The sequence below is a fragment of the Acinetobacter sp. YH12043 genome (assembly GCF_013419915.1).
Lineage (GTDB): Bacteria > Pseudomonadota > Gammaproteobacteria > Pseudomonadales > Moraxellaceae > Acinetobacter.
Window position 1 is genome coordinate 45,256 of the sequence record NZ_VOZD01000020.1, and the last position, 19,656, is coordinate 64,911.

19 protein-coding genes and 2 pseudogenes are annotated in these 19,656 nt (G+C 43.4%); 10 read left to right on the top strand and 11 right to left on the bottom strand.

The features are described 5' to 3' along the window. Position 1: 1 nt before the first annotated feature. The 5 genes from FTU01_RS10775 (at position 2) to FTU01_RS10795 (ending at position 6,437) form a co-directional block, all read left to right on the top strand. The gene (locus tag FTU01_RS10775) at positions 2-3,181 is read left to right on the top strand and encodes an efflux RND transporter permease subunit (protein WP_180139078.1); all 3,180 of its coding nucleotides are present in this window, start codon (positions 2-4) and stop codon (positions 3,179-3,181) included. Continuing rightward, entirely contained in the window at positions 3,181-4,647 is a 1,467-nt protein-coding gene (gene adeK, locus FTU01_RS10780) for a multidrug efflux RND transporter AdeIJK outer membrane channel subunit AdeK (protein WP_180139092.1), read from the top strand. Before FTU01_RS10775 ends, adeK begins: the two co-directional genes overlap by 1 nt. Before the next feature lie 137 nt (positions 4,648-4,784). After that, entirely contained in the window at positions 4,785-5,582 is a 798-nt protein-coding gene (locus tag FTU01_RS10785; protein ID WP_180139081.1) for an RsiV family protein, read from the top strand. A 57-nt stretch (positions 5,583-5,639) separates the two neighbouring features. Continuing rightward, positions 5,640-5,996, top strand: a complete 357-nt coding sequence (locus FTU01_RS10790; RefSeq protein WP_180012717.1) for a YbjQ family protein — start codon at positions 5,640-5,642, stop codon at positions 5,994-5,996. A 3-nt stretch (positions 5,997-5,999) separates the two neighbouring features. Then, a complete protein-coding gene (locus FTU01_RS10795) occupies positions 6,000-6,437 on the top strand; it encodes a YbjQ family protein (protein ID WP_180139083.1) in 438 nt (145 codons plus the stop codon). On the opposite strand, the gene def is transcribed toward FTU01_RS10795, so the two are convergent. Continuing rightward, the gene (gene def / locus FTU01_RS10800; RefSeq protein WP_180010582.1) at positions 6,438-6,926 is read right to left on the bottom strand and encodes a peptide deformylase; all 489 of its coding nucleotides are present in this window, start codon (positions 6,924-6,926) and stop codon (positions 6,438-6,440) included. Between the two features lie 317 nt (positions 6,927-7,243). On the opposite strand from def, the gene FTU01_RS10805 reads away from it, so the two are divergent. Continuing rightward, positions 7,244-8,521 carry an MFS transporter gene (locus FTU01_RS10805; RefSeq protein WP_180002134.1) on the top strand — a complete coding sequence of 426 codons (1,278 nt, stop codon included), beginning with the start codon at positions 7,244-7,246 and terminating at the stop codon, positions 8,519-8,521. A gap of 53 nt (positions 8,522-8,574) precedes the next feature. Here the strand turns inward: FTU01_RS10805 and FTU01_RS10810 are convergent, their stop codons facing one another. Next, positions 8,575-9,072: a DUF2505 family protein gene (locus FTU01_RS10810; RefSeq protein WP_004784919.1), complete on the bottom strand. Its 498-nt coding sequence runs from the start codon at positions 9,070-9,072 to the stop codon at positions 8,575-8,577. A 138-nt stretch (positions 9,073-9,210) separates the two neighbouring features. Beyond that, positions 9,211-9,483, bottom strand: a complete 273-nt coding sequence (locus FTU01_RS10815) for a hypothetical protein (protein ID WP_004784921.1) — start codon at positions 9,481-9,483, stop codon at positions 9,211-9,213. Positions 9,484-9,640: 157 nt separating this feature from the next. Here FTU01_RS10815 and FTU01_RS10820 point away from each other — a divergent pair, with 157 nt between their 5' ends. After that, positions 9,641-10,522 carry an alpha/beta fold hydrolase gene (locus tag FTU01_RS10820; protein WP_180139085.1) on the top strand — a complete coding sequence of 294 codons (882 nt, stop codon included), beginning with the start codon at positions 9,641-9,643 and terminating at the stop codon, positions 10,520-10,522. 34 nt (positions 10,523-10,556) lie between these two features. On the opposite strand, the gene FTU01_RS10825 is transcribed toward FTU01_RS10820, so the two are convergent. After that, a complete protein-coding gene (locus tag FTU01_RS10825; protein WP_180139095.1) occupies positions 10,557-11,042 on the bottom strand; it encodes a hypothetical protein in 486 nt (161 codons plus the stop codon). 391 nt (positions 11,043-11,433) lie between these two features. On the opposite strand from FTU01_RS10825, the gene FTU01_RS10830 reads away from it, so the two are divergent. Further along, complete coding sequence (locus FTU01_RS10830) at positions 11,434-11,880, top strand: GNAT family N-acetyltransferase (RefSeq protein WP_159123410.1); 447 nt, start codon at positions 11,434-11,436, stop codon at positions 11,878-11,880. A gap of 13 nt (positions 11,881-11,893) precedes the next feature. Here FTU01_RS10830 and FTU01_RS10835 read toward each other — a convergent pair whose 3' ends face one another. From FTU01_RS10835 to FTU01_RS10855, 5 genes are all read right to left on the bottom strand, one after another. After that, positions 11,894-13,681 carry a GGDEF domain-containing protein gene (locus tag FTU01_RS10835; protein ID WP_257233645.1) on the bottom strand — a complete coding sequence of 596 codons (1,788 nt, stop codon included), beginning with the start codon at positions 13,679-13,681 and terminating at the stop codon, positions 11,894-11,896. Between the two features lie 231 nt (positions 13,682-13,912). After that, positions 13,913-14,251, bottom strand: a complete 339-nt coding sequence (locus FTU01_RS10840) for an FKBP-type peptidyl-prolyl cis-trans isomerase (protein WP_159123393.1) — start codon at positions 14,249-14,251, stop codon at positions 13,913-13,915. Between the two features lie 80 nt (positions 14,252-14,331). After that, entirely contained in the window at positions 14,332-14,955 is a 624-nt protein-coding gene (locus FTU01_RS10845) for an MgtC/SapB family protein (protein WP_103799665.1), read from the bottom strand. 89 nt (positions 14,956-15,044) lie between these two features. Next, complete coding sequence (locus tag FTU01_RS10850; protein ID WP_159123391.1) at positions 15,045-15,575, bottom strand: YaeQ family protein; 531 nt, start codon at positions 15,573-15,575, stop codon at positions 15,045-15,047. A 100-nt stretch (positions 15,576-15,675) separates the two neighbouring features. Further along, positions 15,676-16,680, bottom strand: coding sequence for a GTP-binding protein (locus FTU01_RS10855; protein WP_159123390.1), 1,005 nt, complete (start codon positions 16,678-16,680; stop codon positions 15,676-15,678). A 391-nt stretch (positions 16,681-17,071) separates the two neighbouring features. Here FTU01_RS10855 and FTU01_RS10860 point away from each other — a divergent pair, with 391 nt between their 5' ends. Both FTU01_RS10860 and FTU01_RS10865 read left to right on the top strand, forming a co-directional pair. Next, positions 17,072-17,326: a hypothetical protein gene (locus FTU01_RS10860; protein WP_034170131.1), complete on the top strand. Its 255-nt coding sequence runs from the start codon at positions 17,072-17,074 to the stop codon at positions 17,324-17,326. 327 nt (positions 17,327-17,653) lie between these two features. Continuing rightward, positions 17,654-19,258: a bifunctional 3-(3-hydroxy-phenyl)propionate/3-hydroxycinnamic acid hydroxylase gene (locus FTU01_RS10865; RefSeq protein WP_180139087.1), complete on the top strand. Its 1,605-nt coding sequence runs from the start codon at positions 17,654-17,656 to the stop codon at positions 19,256-19,258. Positions 19,259-19,319: 61 nt separating this feature from the next. Here FTU01_RS10865 and FTU01_RS10870 read toward each other — a convergent pair. Together FTU01_RS10870 and FTU01_RS10875 are read right to left on the bottom strand one after the other, a co-directional pair. After that, positions 19,320-19,514: pseudogene (locus tag FTU01_RS10870) on the bottom strand (glutathione S-transferase family protein); the annotation flags it as partial. 46 nt (positions 19,515-19,560) lie between these two features. Continuing rightward, a pseudogene (locus FTU01_RS10875) lies at positions 19,561-19,656 on the bottom strand (IS1595 family transposase); the annotation flags it as partial.

Consider the following 19,656-nt stretch of genomic DNA (forward strand, 5'->3'; position numbering starts at 1 on the left):
CATGGCTCAATTCTTTATCCATCGCCCGATTTTTGCATGGGTGATTGCATTGGTAATTATGCTGGCGGGTATTTTGACCATCAGCAAAATGCCAATTGCTCAATATCCGACGATCGCGCCACCGACAGTCACCATTTCTGCGACTTATCCGGGTGCATCTGCAGCGACTGTAGAAAATACAGTAACGCAGATCATCGAGCAGCAGATGAACGGTCTGGATGGCTTGCGTTATATTTCTTCGAACAGTGCCGGTAACGGTCAGGCATCCATCGCCTTAAACTTTGAACAGGGTGTCGATCCTGATATCGCACAGGTACAGGTACAAAACAAGTTACAGTCAGCGACTGCACTTTTGCCTGATGATGTACAACGTCAGGGTGTACGTGTTACCAAATCTGGTGCCAGCTTCCTTCAGGTATTAGCCTTCTATTCTCCTGATGGCAGCCTGACTGCAGATGACATTAAAGACTATGTGAACTCAAACATTTCTGAACCTTTAAGCCGTGTGGCCGGGGTTGGTGAAGTTCAGGTCTTTGGTGGTTCTTATGCAATGCGTATCTGGCTGGATCCTGCCAAAATGGCTAGTCTGCAAGTGACTCCAAGTGATGTGGCTCAGGCAATCCGTACCCAGAACGCTCAGGTGGCTGTCGGTCAATTAGGTGGTGCGCCACAGATTGAAGGTCAGGTGCTGAATGCGACGGTGAATGCGCAAAGTCTGCTGCAAACACCTGAACAGTTCGAAAACATCTTCTTGAAAAATACCACTTCAGGTGCTCAAGTCCGTCTGGGCGATGTCGCACGTGTAGAACTGGGTGCAGACAACTACCAGTTTGATTCTAAATTCAACGGTAAACCGGCTGGCGGTGTTGCGATTAAACTTGCAACTGGCGCCAATGCGCTGGATACCGCTGAAGCAGTTGAAGAACGGCTAAAACAGTTACGTCCGAACTATCCGCAAGGGATGGTGGATACCCTGGCATTTGATACCACACCATTTATTCAGTTATCGATTGAATCGGTGGTTCATACCCTAATCGAAGCGGTCATTCTGGTCTTCATCGTGATGTTCCTGTTCTTGCAGAACTGGCGTGCAACGATTATTCCAACCATGGCCGTTCCAGTGGTTGTATTAGGTACTTTTGCAATCATTAATATCTTCGGCTTCTCGATCAATACCTTGACCATGTTTGCGATGGTTCTTGCAATTGGTCTGTTAGTCGATGATGCGATCGTTGTGGTCGAAAACGTTGAACGTGTCATGGCTGAAGAGCATCTTGATCCTGTGACGGCGACTGCAAAGTCGATGAAACAGATCTCTGGTGCGCTGATCGGTATTACCTCTGTACTGTCTGCAGTATTCGTACCAATGGCATTCTTTGGTGGTTCTACAGGGGTTATCTATCGCCAGTTCTCAATCACGCTGGTCACAGCAATGGTTCTGTCTCTGGTGGTGGCCTTAACCTTTACCCCTGCCCTGTGTGCGACCATTCTGAAACAGCATGATCCGAACAAGCCGCAAAGCAACAACCCGGCTGCGCGTTTCTTCCGCTGGTTTAACCATAGCTTTGACCGTGTTTCTGTGAAATATCAGGGCGGTGTCAATCGTATGACCCACCACAAGATTTTCTCCGGTATCATCTATGCGGTGGTGATCGGGATTATTGTGCTGATCTTCCAGAAACTGCCTTCTTCATTCTTACCTGATGAGGACCAAGGTGTCGTGATGACGCTGGTACAGTTGCCACCAAATGCAACCTTGGAACGTACCGATAAAGTCATCAATACCATGACAGGCTACTTCCTGGAAAATGAAAAAGATCATGTCCAATCTGTCTTCAGTGTGGCTGGTTTCTCATTCACAGGTGTAGGTCAAAACGCTGGTCTGGCATTTATCAAACTGAAAGACTGGTCTGAACGTACCACACCAGAATCACAGGTCGGTGCAATTATCCAGCGTGGTATGGCACTGAACATGATTGTGAAAGATGCGTCTTACATCATGCCATTACAATTGCCAGCAATGCCTGAACTGGGTGTATCTGCCGGCTTTAATATGCAGTTAAAAGCAGCAAGTGGTCAAAGCCATGAGCAACTTTTAGCAGCGCGTAATACTGTTCTGGGTCTAGCTGCACAAGACAAACGTCTTGCAGGTGTTCGTCCAAATGGTCAGGAAGATAACCCGCAGTACCGTGTGATTGTCGATCATGCACAAGCCGGTGCTTTAGGTGTCAGCATTTCTGAAATTAACAGCACCATGAGCATGGCGTGGGGTGGTTCGTACATTAACGACTTCCTTGACCGTGGTCGTGTGAAAAAAGTGTACGTTCAGGGTGAAGCCAGCTCTCGTATGATGCCGGAAGACCTGAACCAGTGGTATGTTCGTAACAACCGTGGCGAAATGGTTCCGTTCTCGGCATTCGCAACCGGCGAATGGACCTATGGTTCGCCTCGTCTGGAACGCTATAACGGCGTATCTGCGATGAACATTCAGGGTACACCAGCACCGGGTGTGAGCTCAGGTGATGCAATGCGCGCAATGGAAGAAATCATTGCCAAGCTTCCTGAAATGGGCATGCAAGGTTTCGACTATGAATGGACTGGTCTGTCTCTGGAAGAACGTGAGTCTGGCGCACAAGCACCATTCTTGTACGCGCTTTCACTGTTGATCGTGTTCCTGTGTCTGGCTGCATTGTATGAAAGCTGGTCAATTCCATTCTCGGTTCTTTTGGTTGTACCACTAGGTATCGTGGGTGCATTACTATTGACCTTTGGCGGTATGATTCTGTTTAAAGATCCGAACCTGTCGAATAACATCTACTTCCAGGTAGCGATTATTGCCGTGATTGGTTTATCTGCCAAAAACGCGATTTTGATTGTGGAGTTTGCCAAAGAGCTACAAGAAAAAGGTGAAGACCTGTTTGAAGCGACCTTGCATGCTGCAAAAATGCGTTTACGTCCAATCATTATGACCACTTTAGCCTTTGGTTTTGGTGTACTTCCACTAGCACTTGCTTCAGGTGCAGGTGCAGGTAGCCAACACTCGGTCGGTTATGGTGTTTTAGGTGGTGTGATTAGCTCAACCTTGTTAGGGATCTTCTTTATTCCTGTATTCTATGTCTGGATTCGAAGTATCTTTAAATACAAACCAAAACAACAAAATAATCAGGAGCATGTATCGTGATGCAAAACTTATGGTCGCATACAGGCCGTGGTATTGCGGTTTCTGCCCTCGCGCTTGCTTTGACAGCCTGTCAAAGTATGCGTGGGCCAGAGCCCGTTGCAGAGGCAAATATCCCAAGCAGTTATACCAATGCTTCAGGTACTTCTGTAGCAGAACAGGGTTATAAAGAATTCTTTGCTGACCAGCGCCTGTTACAGGTACTGGACTTGGCATTGACCAATAACCGTGATTTGCGTACTGCCGCATTAAACATTCAGCGTGCCCAACAGGCTTATCAGATTTCTGAAAATGACCGTCTGCCAACCATTGGTGCGAGCGGCAGCGTGTTACGTCAGGATACTGGCAGTAACAACCCGCAAAGCCGTGGCGCTGTGACGACTTATAATGTCGGTCTAGGCGTAACTGCATTTGAGCTGGATTTCTGGGGTCGTGTGCGTAGCTTGCGTGACAATGCACTGGATACTTATCTGGCGACTCAAAGTGCGCGTGATGCGACTCAGATCTCCCTGATCGGTCAGGTGGCCCAAGCATGGCTGAGTTACTCATTTGCCAATGCCAATCTGGCGCTGGCTGAGCAAACGCTGAAAGCCCAGCTTGAATCTTACAACCTGAACAAGAAACGTTTTGATGTTGGGATCGATAGCGAACTTCCAGTACGTCAGGCGCAAATTTCTGTTGAAACTGCGCGTAATGATGTTGCCAACTATCGCACCCAGGTGGCTCAGGCACAAAACCTGCTAAACCTGCTTGTGGGTCAACCTGTACCGGCCAACCTGTTACCGGCACAACGTGTTACCCGCATTACCTCTAATGCAGCACTAGGTGCTGGCTTACCAAGTGACCTACTGATTAACCGTCCGGATGTACGTGCAGCTGAATACCGTCTGTCTGCGGCAGGTGCCAATATTGCGGCAGCTCGCGCACGTCTGTACCCAACCATCAGTCTGACGGGTTCTGCAGGTTTTGCATCTGCGGATCTGGGTGATCTGTTCAAATCTGGCAGTTTTGCGTGGTCTATAGGCCCAAGTCTGGATATTCCAATTTTCGATTGGGGTACACGTCAGGCCAACATCCGTATTTCTGAAACAGATCAGCAAATTGCGCTGTCAGATTATGAAAAATCAATTCAGACTGCATTCCGCGAAGTGAATGATGCCCTGGCGGTACGACAGAACATTGGTGACCGTATTGCTGCTCAACGCCGTCTGGTCGATGCAACCAATACCACTTACCGTCTGTCTCTAGCACGTTTCCGTGCCGGTATTGACAGCTATCTAACTGTACTGGATGCACAACGTGCTTCATATGCAGCAGAACAAGGTTTGTTATTACTTGAACAAGCGAATCTGAACAGCCAGGTTGAACTGTACAAGAGTCTTGGTGGTGGTTTGAAAGTTAACACTTCCGACACCGTACCGTATCGCCCGTCTGTGACCGAACAGCGTCGTGCCGAACAGGCAAAATAAGCTTAATCTCTTTTTCAGAAAAGCTCACTTCGGTGGGCTTTTTTTATACGTTGGTCCAATAGCCGATATATTTTATTGAATCAAGAAATCTGTATACTCAATTGGATGAGACTTAACACTTTATAAAATGTAAATCGATGAAAAAAATATTGTTATCTGCCTTGGTAAGTTCAATTTTCTTAACCGCATGCCAACAAAAAAATACAGTAGATTCAAAACCTGAACCAACAGCGGAAACCGTCGCTGAAAAAGAAAGCTTACCGTTGATTAAGGCTAAAACTGAACGTGTACAGCTCAGTAAAAATGAAGTATGCCATCCAGCCAGTGAGGATGAGTTTGCCAGTTGCACTAAATATCATCTGCAAACAGTGAAAACGAATGTAAATTGGTTAAACCAATATTTTTTGGAGCGTTTACAAAAAGACCATGCTGAAGCTTTCGACAAATCACCTGCTGTAGAGGTCACTCTTGATCCTGAAATGCCATTAACCAACTACAGTACCACTGCTGTACGTTATATCGGTCAGCATTACAATATCGCAAACTTTACATACTTTTCCGAATATTACCCAGCAGGCGCTGCACATGGTATGCATCATAGTGACTACGTTATTTTTGATCTCAATACCAAGCAGCGTTTAAGCCTGAATGATATTTTGGCACCTGCAAGCAAAGAAAAACTCAAAACTGAACTTTACGAACATAATCGTGAGTGGCTTGAACAACATCATATTGAGCAAAATGCATTTGAAGTAAGTGATAATTTCTATTTCAATGCCAATGGAATTGTATTTGTCTATCCATTGTATGAATTGGCTTCTTATGCAGAAGGTATTACTGAACTTGAACTTCCCTATTGGTCAGCTCAAGGGGTGATCCAAACAAAGTATTTACCCCAGCTGCCTGAGTCATCTGAAGAAATTTATAATGACTAAACTATCTATTTTAAGTGTAATAATAATCAAAGTATTTTTTCTAATTTAGGGATATGAATGTTACTCAGCAATCTGGAATCTGTACCGGGACATACCATTCGCCAACAGATTGATGTGGTTTATGGCAGTACTGTGCGCAGTAAGCATGTTGGACGTGATTTGCTGGCCGGCCTGAAAAATATTGTCGGCGGCGAGTTGACCGCTTATACCGAATTACTGGAAGAATCCCGTCAGGAAGCCATGAACCGAATGATTGAAAAAGCTCGCAGTATGGGTGCCAATGCGATTGTAGGTATCCGTTTTTCTACCTCAAATATTGCCCAAGGTGCTTCTGAGCTGTTTGTTTATGGCACAGCAGTCATCGTTGATCCCGTCATGCCTAAACTGCCTGATCCATTTTCACAGGCGAACTAATGCATGGACGGATTGATTATACAGATTGTCATTTTTGCCATTCTGTTCAGTGTGGGTTTCGGTTTTGGTCGCTATAACGAGCGCAAGCATCTGCAATATCTGGATGAACAGGAACAGCGTTTGGCTTATATCCGGGTCAATAATAGCCGTTTCATCGAATCTACATTCCCCGGCCATATGATCAGCAGCAATGTGGTGATTTCACATGATTACTTTAAATATGCGATTGCTAATGTGCAAAACATGTTAGGTGGCCGTTTGACCAGTTATGAGAGTGTCGTTGAACGGGCACGACGTGAAGCTATAGTACGATTAAAACTGGAAGCAGAAAAAATGGGTGCTGACCAGATTATGGGAATCCGCCTCAGTACGACTGAACTTGGCATGCAAGGCGGTATGGTTGAAGTCTTTGCTTATGGCACTGCAATTCAGACCAAGTAATTATGCTTCTGCAAGCTTCTCTACAAATAGAATTCCATTCAGGTGGTCAATTTCGTGCTGTACAATTCGTGCCGGAAAGCCTTTGAACACTTGAACCATTTCATTTCCCTCTAACGTAAAATAACGTACCTGAATCTCTTCTGCTCGAACTACCCTCCCTCTTTGCTCGGGCACACTTAAACAGCCTTCCTCACCCAATACTTGTGTAGCTGAAGTACTGATAATCTCCGGATTGATCATGGTCACAGCTTCCATATACGGCGCGTCTGGATAACGTAAATTGGGCCGTGATGCGACAATAATAATGCGTTTAGAGACATAAACCTGCGGTGCTGCAATGCCCACGCCCTGACGTTGTTGCATGGTCTCCATCAAGGCGCTGTTAAATTGCCGCAACCAGTCACTGTCAAATTCAGCCTGTGTGACCGGACTGGCAATTAGGGTTAAAATGGCCTCACCTTGCTGTGCCACCGCCAAGGTATTTGTCATCGCGCTATCCTGTATTTTTTTCATTTAACTCTATCTTAGAGGGAAAATTACAGAATGAACATCATACTAAAATGAATAAATACGTCTAAAAAAGATAAGCTGTGTTTTAAGTAGTATGTCGAAATCCAGCTTATGGTTGCCTTAAAAACTTCACTTAACAGGAAAATAATTAATCAAAATATTCCAAATAATTTCGTTCGTTCAAATTTTAATAACTTTTAGTTTAGATTAAACAAAGAAAGATTGATTATTCAAGAAAATAACCCTTCTTTAAAATCAGCATTCAAGTCATGGATATTAAATAATGGAACGACCACATGAATGCACAACCCTATCTGAGCCGTGCTGATAAACGCACCCTCGGACTATCGTCCCTAGGTGGCGCACTGGAATTCTATGATTTTGTCATTTATGTGTTCTACGCCAAACTAATTTCCGAACTGTTCTTTCCAAGTACCCTGAGTCCATTTTGGGCCATGCTGAATACCTATGGCATCTTTGCTGCAGGCTATTTCTTCCGCCCACTCGGTGGTGTGGTGATGGCACATTTTGGGGATCTGATCGGTCGTAAACGTCTATTCAGTCTATCCATCTTGCTGATGGCGCTACCGACCCTCATGATCGGGATCATGCCAACCTTTGAAAGTATTGGTTATGCTGCACCATTACTGCTGCTATTGATGCGTGTTATTCAAGGTATTGCGATTGGCGGTGAAATTCCGGCTGCCTGGACCTTTGTGTCAGAGCATGTGCCAGAACGCCGAATTGGGATTGCCAATGGTTTGCTGACTGCCGGCCTATCGCTCGGGATTCTACTTGGTGCCCTAATGTCGCTATTTATTTCACTTCAGTTCACTGAAGCGGAAATCAAAGACTGGGCTTGGCGCGTTCCTTTCATTCTGGGTGGGATTTTCGGTTTTGTGGCACTGTACCTGCGCAGTTATTTGAAAGAAACTCCAGTCTTTAAAGCCATGCAGGCGAAAAAAGAACTGGCGAAAGAATTACCAGTCAAACAGGTACTATTAAGCCACAAAACTGCTGTAGGCATTGGGATGTTATTTACCTGGTTCCTGACCGGCTGTGTGGTGGTCTTGATTCTGGCGATGCCGAATCTGCTGGTGGCCAGTTTTGGCTTCGAACGTGCTGATGCATTCAAAATGCAAAGTGCTGCGATCCTGATGCAAATGCTCGGTTGCATTATTGCGGGTGTACTGGCTGACCGTTTCGGTGCAGGTAAAGTGATTTTGCTTGGCTCTATTTTTGTCGCGGCAATGGCTGGGATTTTTTATCACAGTCTAGGTAATGTTGAAGCATCTACCGTATTCATGCTGTATATGCTCCTAGGCCTGAGCTCAGGAACCGTGGGCATGGTGTCCTATAGCATGGTGAAAATGTTCCCGGCACAAATCCGTTTCAGCGGAATTTCATTTTCCTATAATCTGGCCTATGCGATTGCAGGTGGAATCACCTTGCCACTGGTACAATGGTTGAGCCTATATAGCAATATTGGTGCCCTGTACTATATCTGGACCGTTTGTCTAGTGACGCTATTTACTGCCCTGCTTTACCGCAGCAAATTTGAAAAAACAGCCTAAAATAAAAAAGAGCCTGACTCACAGGCTCTTTTCCTAAGCGTAAAAATACGAGCTTAAGCCTTCAGATTCTTGCGTAGCTCATCTTCCACGATGCTGATCTCGATCTCACTGAATTTACGGATTTCACCTTCGGCATGTTTTTCCAGCATGCCACCGACCAAAGGCACTTTCACATTCACCGTCCAGTTCAACAGGAACTGGATCTGCTGTTCATCACCTGTAACGGCACGCTGACATTTGGCTTCAATTGGCAGATTGGCACCTAGTTCCACAACAGAAGTCATTTCTTCTAAATTGCTAACATCGGTACGTTGCAAGCGAAATGCATCTTTTAGCAGTTTTTTGGCAATATCTGGGATTTTGACATCCAGATTGTAGGCACGTTTCAGGGTATACAGGTGTCCCTGCTTTTCTGAAACCAGAATTTCCATATTTTGAGCAGGGATCCGATGACAAACCGCTTCATGCAAACTGATGTCATTTGCCAGACGTTTAAACTCATCAATCGAAACACCGCGAATAATTGCATTTACGGTAAACTGGTGGGCCATATCTATTTTCCTTATTTTTATTAGGGGTTATGGACTCAAATTAAGTCAAATGAATCATCTGACAGAGAAGATAAGCTATTTAAGTCAATTTTACATCGGCTGTCATTATTTTTTTATTGAGAAAAATTGGCATTGAGGTCAATGTTTCCAGGCAATTTTTGCAGATATACAGGGTCCACAGCTGAGTAAAAGCTGAACTTCACGATACTCAATGACCGCATGAAATTCTTCTGCCCCATCATCTAGGCCGGAAGCATACCAGACCGTACCCGCAGGAAATTTCTTTAACCAGCTGGCCTTATAAAAATCAGAAACGGAATCAAACTGTAAATAGTGTTCCGGTTCAGCTTCAACCTGAGTCGCTAAAGCCATAAATTTCTGTAATTGTGCCTGATGAAAATCAATCAGCATGAGGCAGCCCTTCCTTTTGTATGAGGCGATTACATGCAATATAGGTAAGCATAGATGTCATTTACGACTCGTGAGTTTTGACATCATGGCTTAGATCAGATTAAAAATAATATAGATTCACCTCCCCTGATTCAATCCACGTATAAGGATATCCAGTATGCTACAAGGAAAAGTTCAGGTCGAAACCGTGCAGTTTCTGGCAGAAGATGGCTATACCTTAACCGGCAAGCTTTACCGTTGTGAATATGCCAAAGCCAATATTGTCATTGCCTGTGCGACCGGTGTTCCCCAAGCTTTTTACCGGCGCTTTGCCGAGTATGCAGCACAGGCAGGTTTTCAAGTGCTGACTTTTGATTATCGTGGCGTGGCTGATTCTGCGCCTAAATGTTTAAAGAATTTTAAAATGTCATATCTGGACTGGGGGCAATATGATCTCAGCGCTGCGATTGATTATCTCAGCCGAACCGGTCTGGACATTTATATGATTGGCCATTCCTATGGCGGACAGGCCTTGGGATTAAGCAAATATCATGATCGCATTGAAGCAATGTACTGCTTTGGCACCGGTGCTGGCTGGCATGGTTATATGCCTTTAACTGAAAGAATCAAGGTTCAGGTGATCTGGAATATTGTTTTTCCACCGATGGTGGCAGTGACAGGCTATTTGCCATGGAGCCGTTTAAATATGGGCGCTGACTTGCCACGTGATGTTTATCGTCAGTGGCGCAAATGGTGTAAAAATCCGACCTATTTCTTTGCCGATCCTGAACTGAAAGACCTGCATGCCCATTATGCGGCGGTAAAAACACCTATTTATGCCGTAGCCGCGCTTGATGATGCCTGGGCCTTACCTGAATCCAGACAAGCCTTTATGCAACATTATCGTCAGGCTCCGTTGCATTATATCAATATTCAGGCAGCTGATTATGGACTCAAGCATATGGGACATATGGGTTATTTCCGTCAGGGCGCAGAACAGCTCTGGGATGAAGTGCTCACCAAGTTCAGCGAATTACATCAACTCAAATATGCAGCTTGATTTTAGTTTCTAGAGCATTTAAGCATTTAGCTGCTTAAGCATAACGTGCCTGTTGAATATCGGTTCTGATTTCCTGACGGTGTTCCTCGCCGAAACGGTCGACATGGGCATAAAATACCCCATAATGGCCGACATAATATTCCAGTGACTGGTCATAAAAATTCCAGAAAATTGACCATTCGCCTAAATCCATCTGACGGATTTGTGTACCGGTATGCATCGGCATCTTACGGAGCAGTTCCTGCTGTAACTGCTCTGCTTCATTGCGGTCCTGAATCTGAACCTGATGCTGGAAAAATAATTGCGCCACGTCATCAAACAGTTCCAGCTCATAGGCATCGACCACATGCAATGTTTCCTGAGACTCAGATTGACTCTCTTCAGTACTGCTGGAAATCGGGTCCTTTTTTTCGACACGTTTACTCTTTACATAACGCTGGGTTTTATAGATTTTCATGCCGATAAACCAGGTCGCATAAATTATCAGGGCTAGACATGAAAAAATCAGGAATTTAAGAATCATTGATCATCTCGTGTGGTTAATTTTATTTTTATCACGGTCTGCCAATTCTTGATTTGGCGATCTTCTTTCAACTTAACACAAGTCTATTTTTTGTACAGCAAACTTGAGGATTTTTTTAGATCTTCTTGGATTTTTTTCTTTGGTTGAGCCTTATTTTCCAGTATTCAATTTGAAATGAGGATCTAAAATCTTGTTAAAAATTAGAATTAATTCAAAAGACCAATATTGATCAGGATAAATAAATCAGACAAATCACTACAGAATCGATCATCAACTCTGGATTCTTTAGCAAATGCACTCAAAAAGCTACACGATTGGTATTTGTTTTTCTGAGCATTTTCCTTCAAATAAAAGGTCCCTCTTTATGGTCGAGTAAATGAATAAAATTATGATTCGTGAAGGGAAGATTCAAGATATACCTCAAATAATTCAGGTCATCCACGACAGTATTCAATCCTGTATTTTGGATCATCAACGTGAAGACAGCGTGATCCAGCGCTGGCTGGAGCAGTTTAATCACGCCCAGTTAATTGTGGAAATGCTTTATAACGACTGCTGGGTGTATATTTTAAATGATCAGATTGTCGGCTTTTTGCTGGTCAGTGACACTGGAGAAATCCTGATGCACTATGTGGCTGCACGTTTCCAGCGACTCGGGTTTGGCACCCAGCTTTTTGATCAGATGCACAAATCCTTAGTGCGTAAAAATATCCATAAAATTAAAGTCCAATCGACTCAAACGGCTTTAAGTTATTATCAAAAAAATGGATTTTTCTCACCGAATTCTCAATCGGAAAATGAAGAAAATTATCATTTATATAAATACGCTTTTTAAAATTAAAACTTTTTTATGTCATTTTAAGTTGATCTCGCCCTGCCTGCTTAGCCGCATATAACTGTACATCTGCCGCTTTCATCAGTGCATGAATATCTGGATATGGATGTGTTTGATCCATCCAGGAAATGCCCATACTGACCGTGACATAGGATTTATCATCTGTACGATTTAAATGTTCAAATTGCTGTTCGCGAATCTTGATTAAGACTTTTTCCAGAGATTGAAATGCTGCCTGGACAGGTACATCAGTAAGTAGAATCGCAAATTCTTCTCCACCATAGCGGGCTAAATACGCGGATTCGGGGAGTACCGTCTGAATGACCTTGACCAGATTCTGTAAAATTTCATCTCCTTTTAAGTGCCCATAATAATCATTGTAGTTTTTAAAATAGTCGACATCGAGCATGGCAAAAATCAGTGTACTGTGTGGATGTTGCTGACAGTATAAAAACTGCTGCTGGATTTGGTCATTTAAAGCACGGCGGTTAAAGGCACCCGTCAAAGCATCAATATTCACCTGATGTTCGAGTTTGGCATTCAGTTCACGTAATTGCTCGGTACGTGCTTTGACTTTCTGATCGAGTGAATTATTTAACTCTTTCAGATTCATATTCAACTGCTCTGTCGCATAGGTTTGATGGGCATAATTTTGCGACTGCTGAAACATAATGATCACGGCATACAGACTGGTCGAGATAAAAGACAGATGCACACTTTCAATCACATTGATCAGCAATAAATAGTCATTTATAAAGGTCAGACATAGAAAAATGACCGCATAGAGAGTTAAGCGCGAATAATTGTCTTTATGATGCAGAGTCTGATAAAAGCCATAGATAAAATTGGCCACCACGACTATCCCGAAAATCGCACTATACAAGGCCAGACGTTGAAAATTTTCCGGATCGGTCAACAGGGTTACGACACAGTTCAGTAGTAAAAGTCCTGCGGCAACACTATAAATAAATCGATGCAAATAGCGCTGATTAAACAGGTACATATAACTGAGGAAAAATAGAATCGCCAGGAAAGTGAACAGATATTCTAGGCGTGTTCCCCATAGCCAACCGAGCTTAGTCACGATCGAATAGGCATACGGCGCTGCAAAAAAGTTATGCAGGGCCAGAAAAATAATGAACAAGCCAAAGATAAAAATACTTTTGCTATTGCGTTCTGTTGATCCCCTAAACATTGAAAAAAGAATCGTAAAAAAACCCACCCCAAGCACCAGTCCACAGACTATACTGATGCTCATCATAAGCTGCTGATACTGACGGTTAATAGTTCCGGCTGTTCCAATGCGTATAGGCTGTTCAATCCCGCCATGCAGATGGGTATAGTTTGAGGCCTGAATACTCATGGTGAAATATTCACTCTCAGGAACAAAATAACCGATTCGAGGAGCCCTTTCATTTCTCTGCTCTTCCGCTGTTTTCGCAATTTCCCCATGCCGCAGAATAAATTTTCCATCGATATAGATTCGATAGGCACCATATTCAGCCGGAATATGCACGGCGATCCGACGTCCGATAAATTCTGATGGAATTTTGAAATGTCCGATAAAGGTTCCATAGCCAATATTTGAACCGGTCAGGTCTTTAAATGAAGCGGGTAATTGAACCTCTTGCGGAGTAAGTACGGAACTTGGTTCAGTAATAAACTGGTTTGGATAAAACTGCCAATTTTGGGGCAATTGGCTACTATGATCTTCAGTAAAGTGAATTTCGGAAATATGCGGTTGACTGTGCTGCGTGACAGAGGAAGATTCAAGAGATGCCTGGGCGAAAACTGGAATCATCACTAATAGGACCCAGCTAATGCTCCAAATCAATATTACAGAATAGACATTCCTTATCATGTTTTGCAAAGACAGTATTTTCCTGAAAAGTGCTTTATTCTTCTTATAATCTACGTCGAATAGCAGGGAGTGCAAAGCTTTTTTTGTAGCTCATCGGATGAAGTCCATCTAGCTATGACTTCACCCGTTCAACATTCACTCATCACAATGAATGAAGCTTATTTCAGTGAATCAATCACGTGTTTTAACATCATACAGTTCGATTTCAAAAATCAGGTTTGAATTGGCCGGGATGATATTCCCCATTTTACGTTCACCATAAGCCAAATGAGCAGGCACAATTAGTTTACGCTTACCGCCCACTTTCATACCGATAATCCCTTGATCCCAGCCCTTGATCACACGGCCAGTGCCAATCACGGTTTCAAAATAGTTACCACGATCCAGTGATGAGTCAAACTTGGTGCCATCTTCTAGCCAGCCAGTATAGTGAGTCGTAATAAGCGCGCCCTTAACCGCTTCTTTACCTTCACCCACTTTCAAATCAATAATTTCTAGCTCTTTGGTCATGACCAATATCCTTTCTCTGGCAAATACGCATAGTATAAACGGGATTAGACAGAATTCCTTTAGCTTTGAGGCTTAAAGGATTAAAAGCTGAGTTCTTGGATATTTGAATCATTCAGTAAATAGTTAGTCAATTTTTTATGATTTTCGGCGGAGCCAATTAAAATCCAGCGTCCACTAATACGGTGTTCCGTTTTATGCTGCACACTGCGAACGACTTTCATATTATAAGTTTTAAATAATTCTTCGTATTGCTCTAAGGTTTTACGTTGATAAGGACAGATAATTCGGTAGGTTCGTGCCTGACTTAAAGTTTCTATTCCCTCTTGGACATAGATCAGAAAAATCAGCACGATTAATACAATAAAAGTAGCAAACAGACTCAGCCATTCATAACCCGCGCCAGCTGCCATGCCCAGTGCTGCTGTCATCCAGATGGTTGTCGCTGTCGTAATGCCTGAAATCCGGTTTTCATCTTTAAAGATAACTCCCGCACCAACAAAGCCCAAGCCAGTAAGGATATTGGCCGCAATCCTATCCTGACTATCCAGACCAATTTTGATTGACATAATCGTGAACAAGCAGGAACTCAGACTGACCATGATCATAGTCCGCAAACCGGCAGACTTACTGCGATATTCGCGTTCTGCACCAATAATTGCACCAATACCGAGGGCAATGAGCAAACGATAAAGATCCGGATGCATATATTTATCCCTGTTTCATTTTTATTATTGTCAGGTATACGCAATTTCTGAATCAGGATACAAGCCGAGACTTGCATCCTTATTGGCTGTTATTGTAACTGTTCCCATTCAATTACAGCTTGGGCCTGATCACCGATCAAGGTCCACTCACCATCCATAACATTTAGTTGCAGCTGCATGGTACGTTCGCATAACTGTTGTACCGCTTCAGTGCTGGCAGTTGAAATTTTCCAGACCTCAACATTCGACAGCGTTTTCAGTTTGGAATTACGTTTATACCATTCATCAACTGAAGAACCATAAGCAACTACTGCGACCTGTTTGCAACGTGCGCTGGCTTTTTTGACTTTATCTTCGTCAGGACAACCCACTTCGATCCATTTCAATAATTGGCCAGTCAGGTCTTTTTCCCACAGCGCTGGCTCATCAGTTTCAAACAGATCCTTGGTAAATTCAAGCGCCTCGCCAGCAAAACGTGCATAAGCCAAAACACGTACCATCAGACGTTCAATGGTTTCCGAAGGATGCAGCGCCATCGTCAACTGATAGTCTTCATAACGATGGGTATCCATATCGGCAACGTTCAAATCTGCCTTATAAATTGTCGCTTTTAACGCCATAATACAATCCTCAAATTTGGCGCCTAGCATATAAGATTTATTGCATTTTTGCTGAACAGATTTCATCTTATCCAGCTATTTTCAACACGCAGATTCGAAGTTATTTTTCCTGAACAATCCGGCATTGCATTAAGGCGGTTTCAAATTCCAGCCAGTCACGTGAGGTCTGGTAAATCACTTCTACCCGGTTATCAATGCCTTCTTCGGCAGACTGATAATTAAACTGATCAGGATTGAAATTAAAGCTTTTCCAGCCCTGATTGGTATTAAAAATCCCTTTGATTCTGAGCCAATCCTGCTGCTCACAAAGCAGATCCAGCAGATCATAAAAATCAAACTGCCAGCGTTTTGGCAATTTCCAACCTGCCACCTGATAGCCTTGTGCACTTTCAACATAATGATAAGGCAACTGATGTACGACAGCCGGCACCTCTCCCAACACTTGGCGCTGTTGCTTGAGCAGTGGCTGAATCTGACGTGAAGCACCCTGATAATCCTGTTTGATTTGCTCAATATCCAGCTGTCCGTTTTCTATCATCAGCCAGTGCTGGGCATATGGCTGATACTCAGACTTGAGTTCAGTTAAAGCAGCATGATCAGTTTCAGTCATCAAATCAGCATGGGAAATAACCACGATATTGGCAACTTTCAGCTGATCCGCATACAGGTTCTGATGCGTCCAGTCCCGATCATGTAAACGTGAACCATCGACTACCGTGACCAGAGCCTGCATTTTCAAATGACTCTGCCAATGCGGTTCGGTGAGCTGTTCCAGCAGTTGCCCGGGATGTCCGAGTCCTGTAGGTTCAATAAATAGCCGGTCCGGTTTGGTTTCTGACAATAGCCGGGATAAAGCAATCTGCATTGGCAACTGACTGCTACAACATAAACAGCCGCCCAGCAATTCTTTTACTGCATAGCCCTGATCCTGAGGCAGTAATTGCTGGTCGACGCCAATCTGACCAAACTCATTCATCAGCACAGCCCAGACTTCTTGCTCCGGTTTCTGGCTCAGTAAATATTTTAATAAAGTGGTTTTACCAGCACCCAAGAATCCGGAAATGATGTGTACAGGAATAGGCTGCTGAGCGGCAAGAACTTTCAAAATTGATTCTCTCAAAGATAGAATTAGAATGAGTAAACCTGACTATTATAGAACACTGGACTCTTGCAAAAATGTTCATTCTTGGATGATTAGATTCTATTTATCTCGGTTCAAATAAAAATAACAGTCTGTAGTAAGTACTTTTTAACCGTTAACTAGTTCACTTAAACGCTATATTTGAAATATTTACACACATTTCCAGCTAACAATTTCCTATACATTTAACAGAAGAAAACAAATTTCCAATGATTGTATTTGCTTGGTTAACAGCTTCGTGCGGCTTTTGTTAATTGCTTTGCTCCATAAAATTTTCATGCTTAGGATGAATTCCTGCCGGATTGATGTGATGGTCATTCGGCAGTTTATAAATGTAATAAAAAGGATGCTCAACATGAAATATGCACAAATCTTACTTGCAACAACGCTTACTGCAGCCGCAGCTACCAGTTTTGCAGCAAACAACACCACTGACACGAAGACCACTGAGGAACAGAAAGTCACTGTGACAACTCAGGAACTTCCTGCAACGAATAACCCAAATCCAAATGTAACCACAGCTGGACCTGCTGACCAGCCTGCTGCGTCTGAAGCTGCTACAGAAGACAAAGATGGTAAAAAAACGACTAAGTCGACATCGACTCGTTAATCAGGTTTAAAGCAACATCTCGTGCAGTAAATCTCCAGTAGGTTTGACCTATGCTGCCGGATGTAGACTAAGGCTGAATCATGCAACTGCGTGATTCAGCTTTTTTATACCTTATAGGCTATTCACTATAGCCAGAAATGATCATAGGATTCATTCATCTTATGAATAAATTTAAATATTATTATTTATTATCAATAACTTATTAAAATAAAATTCTTTTCAACTAAATCTTTTTGATAGACATGACCTACTATGGACTAGCTTGTTTAGCGCTATTGATTGTTCCTTAATAGTCTCAATCCTGAATTGATGGAATGGACATTCGCGATGAGCAATACAGATTACACCACTGAAGTGGCGATTTTGGGGGCCGGCCCGGTAGGTTTAACAATTGCCAACTATTTAAGCAAACAGGGTGTACAGGTCACTGTGGTTGAACAGCTAGATAGTCTGATCGATTATCCGCGTGCCATCGGCATTGATGATGAATCCTTGCGTACCATTCAATCTTTGGGACTGGTTGATCAGGTCTTGCCGCATACTACCCCGAATCATGCCATGCGCTTCCTGACACCCAAAGGCCGTTGCTTCGCAGACATTCAGCCACTGACTCGTGAATTTGGTTTCTCCCGCCGTAATGCTTTCATTCAGCCACAAGTAGATAACGTTCTGCTAGAAGGCCTCAAACAATATAAAAAAACTGAAGTACTTTTCTCTCGCCATCTGACACATTTCAGCCAGGATGCTGAGGGTGTAACTTTAAATGTTCAGACTAAAAATGGCAGCTTAGAAACCATTCGTGCGCAATACCTGATTGCCTGTGATGGTGGAAACTCTTATGTACGCCGTACCCTCAACATTCCATTCGAAGGTGAAACTGCGCCAAACCAGTGGATCGTGATTGATATCGATAATGACCCATTGGCAACCCCACATATTTATCTATGCTGTGACCCGGTGCGTCCTTATGTATCAGCTGCCCTGCCGCATGGCATTCGCCGCTTCGAATTCATGGTTATGCCAGGCGAAACTCAGGAAGAACTCAGTAAACCGGAAAATATTGCTAAACTGCTTTCTAAAGTTTTACCGAATACCGATGGAATCGAAGTAATTCGTCAACGTGTCTATACCCACAATGCACGTATTGCAGATAAATTCCGTGCTGACCGTATCCTGCTTGCTGGTGATGCTGCGCACATCATGCCGGTATGGCAAGGCCAAGGCTATAACAGCGGTATGCGTGATGCCTTTAACCTGGCCTGGAAAGTTGCATTGGTGATCCAGGGTAAAGCAAGCCATGAATTACTGGACTCTTACCAGGTAGAACGTAAGGATCATGCCAAGGCGATGATCGATCTTTCAGTCATGGCAGGCCACGTCCTTGCTCCACCAAAAAAATGGCAAGGCTTTGTTCGTGACGGTATTGCTTACGCATTGAACTATATCAAGCCAATCAAACAGTACCTGCTGGAAATGCGCTTTAAGCCTATGCCGAAGTATCATGATGGTGCCCTGCTGGCCAATACTCAGAAAGACTCTCCAGTCGGCAAGATGTTCATTCAGCCGCAGGTGAAACTGGAGTCTGATGAAACTGTATTGCTGGATGAAGTGATTGGCAATGACTTTGCCATCATTGCCTGGGGGGTGGATCCGAAATGGGGCTTAAGCAAGCAAACGATACAACAGTGGAAAAAACTTGGCGTAAAATTTATCCAGGTTATTCCTACAGTTCAATTGTCTAATCAACATCGTAAGCAATACGAAGATGTGATCACCATTGGTGATATCGGTACGGACATTCGTACCTGGTTCGGCAAGACCAAGGACTCTATCGTCATCCTGCGTCCAGACCGCTTCGTGGCAGCCTTAGCGATTCCTCAATCTATAGAAAGCACAAGTCAGGCGCTATTTAACAAGCTCCATGTCAAATAATTGACCTCAGTCAAAAAAACCACGCTACGGCGTGGTTTTTATTTATAGATGAACATAGAAGCTAAGTTCGGTATTGCTCAAACCATGAAATATCTTTGAGAGAATCACGACGTGCCATTTGCTGTAGGAAAGGTTTAAATTCTTCCAACGGCGGCAAAATTTTGGTACTAATTGCGAAGATCAGACAATAGGCCACATATAGATCTGCAGCAGAAACTTTTTCACCTAAAAGATAAGGCTTGGCCTGCGACAAACCTCGTTTAAAAAAATCAGGCTCTAGACTAGCAGATTTACACTTAATTTTACCTAATGAGGTTCCACAGCTCAGTTGCTAACTCATTAGGTTCCCTCATCCAACGCCATTCAGTTTCTTTAAGATGATAATCAAAGTACTCTTT

Excerpts from the sequence above, each read along its gene's own strand:
- FTU01_RS10775 (WP_180139078.1), top strand. The coding sequence starts at position 2 with ATGGCTCAATTCTTTATCCATCGCCCGATTTTTGCATGGGTGATTGCA.
- adeK (WP_180139092.1), top strand. The coding sequence starts at position 3,181 with ATGCAAAACTTATGGTCGCATACAGGCCGTGGTATTGCGGTTTCTGCC.
- FTU01_RS10785 (WP_180139081.1), top strand. The coding sequence starts at position 4,785 with ATGAAAAAAATATTGTTATCTGCCTTGGTAAGTTCAATTTTCTTAACC.
- FTU01_RS10790 (WP_180012717.1), top strand. The coding sequence starts at position 5,640 with ATGTTACTCAGCAATCTGGAATCTGTACCGGGACATACCATTCGCCAA.
- FTU01_RS10795 (WP_180139083.1), top strand. The coding sequence starts at position 6,000 with ATGGACGGATTGATTATACAGATTGTCATTTTTGCCATTCTGTTCAGT.
- def (WP_180010582.1), bottom strand. The coding sequence starts at position 6,926 with ATGACAAATACCTTGGCGGTGGCACAGCAAGGTGAGGCCATTTTAACC.
- FTU01_RS10805 (WP_180002134.1), top strand. The coding sequence starts at position 7,244 with ATGAATGCACAACCCTATCTGAGCCGTGCTGATAAACGCACCCTCGGA.
- FTU01_RS10810 (WP_004784919.1), bottom strand. The coding sequence starts at position 9,072 with ATGGCCCACCAGTTTACCGTAAATGCAATTATTCGCGGTGTTTCGATT.
- FTU01_RS10815 (WP_004784921.1), bottom strand. The coding sequence starts at position 9,483 with ATGCTGATTGATTTTCATCAGGCACAATTACAGAAATTTATGGCTTTA.
- FTU01_RS10820 (WP_180139085.1), top strand. The coding sequence starts at position 9,641 with ATGCTACAAGGAAAAGTTCAGGTCGAAACCGTGCAGTTTCTGGCAGAA.
- FTU01_RS10830 (WP_159123410.1), top strand. The coding sequence starts at position 11,434 with ATGATTCGTGAAGGGAAGATTCAAGATATACCTCAAATAATTCAGGTC.
- FTU01_RS10835 (WP_257233645.1), bottom strand. The coding sequence starts at position 13,681 with ATGATTCCAGTTTTCGCCCAGGCATCTCTTGAATCTTCCTCTGTCACG.
- FTU01_RS10840 (WP_159123393.1), bottom strand. The coding sequence starts at position 14,251 with ATGACCAAAGAGCTAGAAATTATTGATTTGAAAGTGGGTGAAGGTAAA.
- FTU01_RS10845 (WP_103799665.1), bottom strand. The coding sequence starts at position 14,955 with ATGCATCCGGATCTTTATCGTTTGCTCATTGCCCTCGGTATTGGTGCA.
- FTU01_RS10850 (WP_159123391.1), bottom strand. The coding sequence starts at position 15,575 with ATGGCGTTAAAAGCGACAATTTATAAGGCAGATTTGAACGTTGCCGAT.
- FTU01_RS10860 (WP_034170131.1), top strand. The coding sequence starts at position 17,072 with ATGAAATATGCACAAATCTTACTTGCAACAACGCTTACTGCAGCCGCA.
- FTU01_RS10865 (WP_180139087.1), top strand. The coding sequence starts at position 17,654 with ATGAGCAATACAGATTACACCACTGAAGTGGCGATTTTGGGGGCCGGC.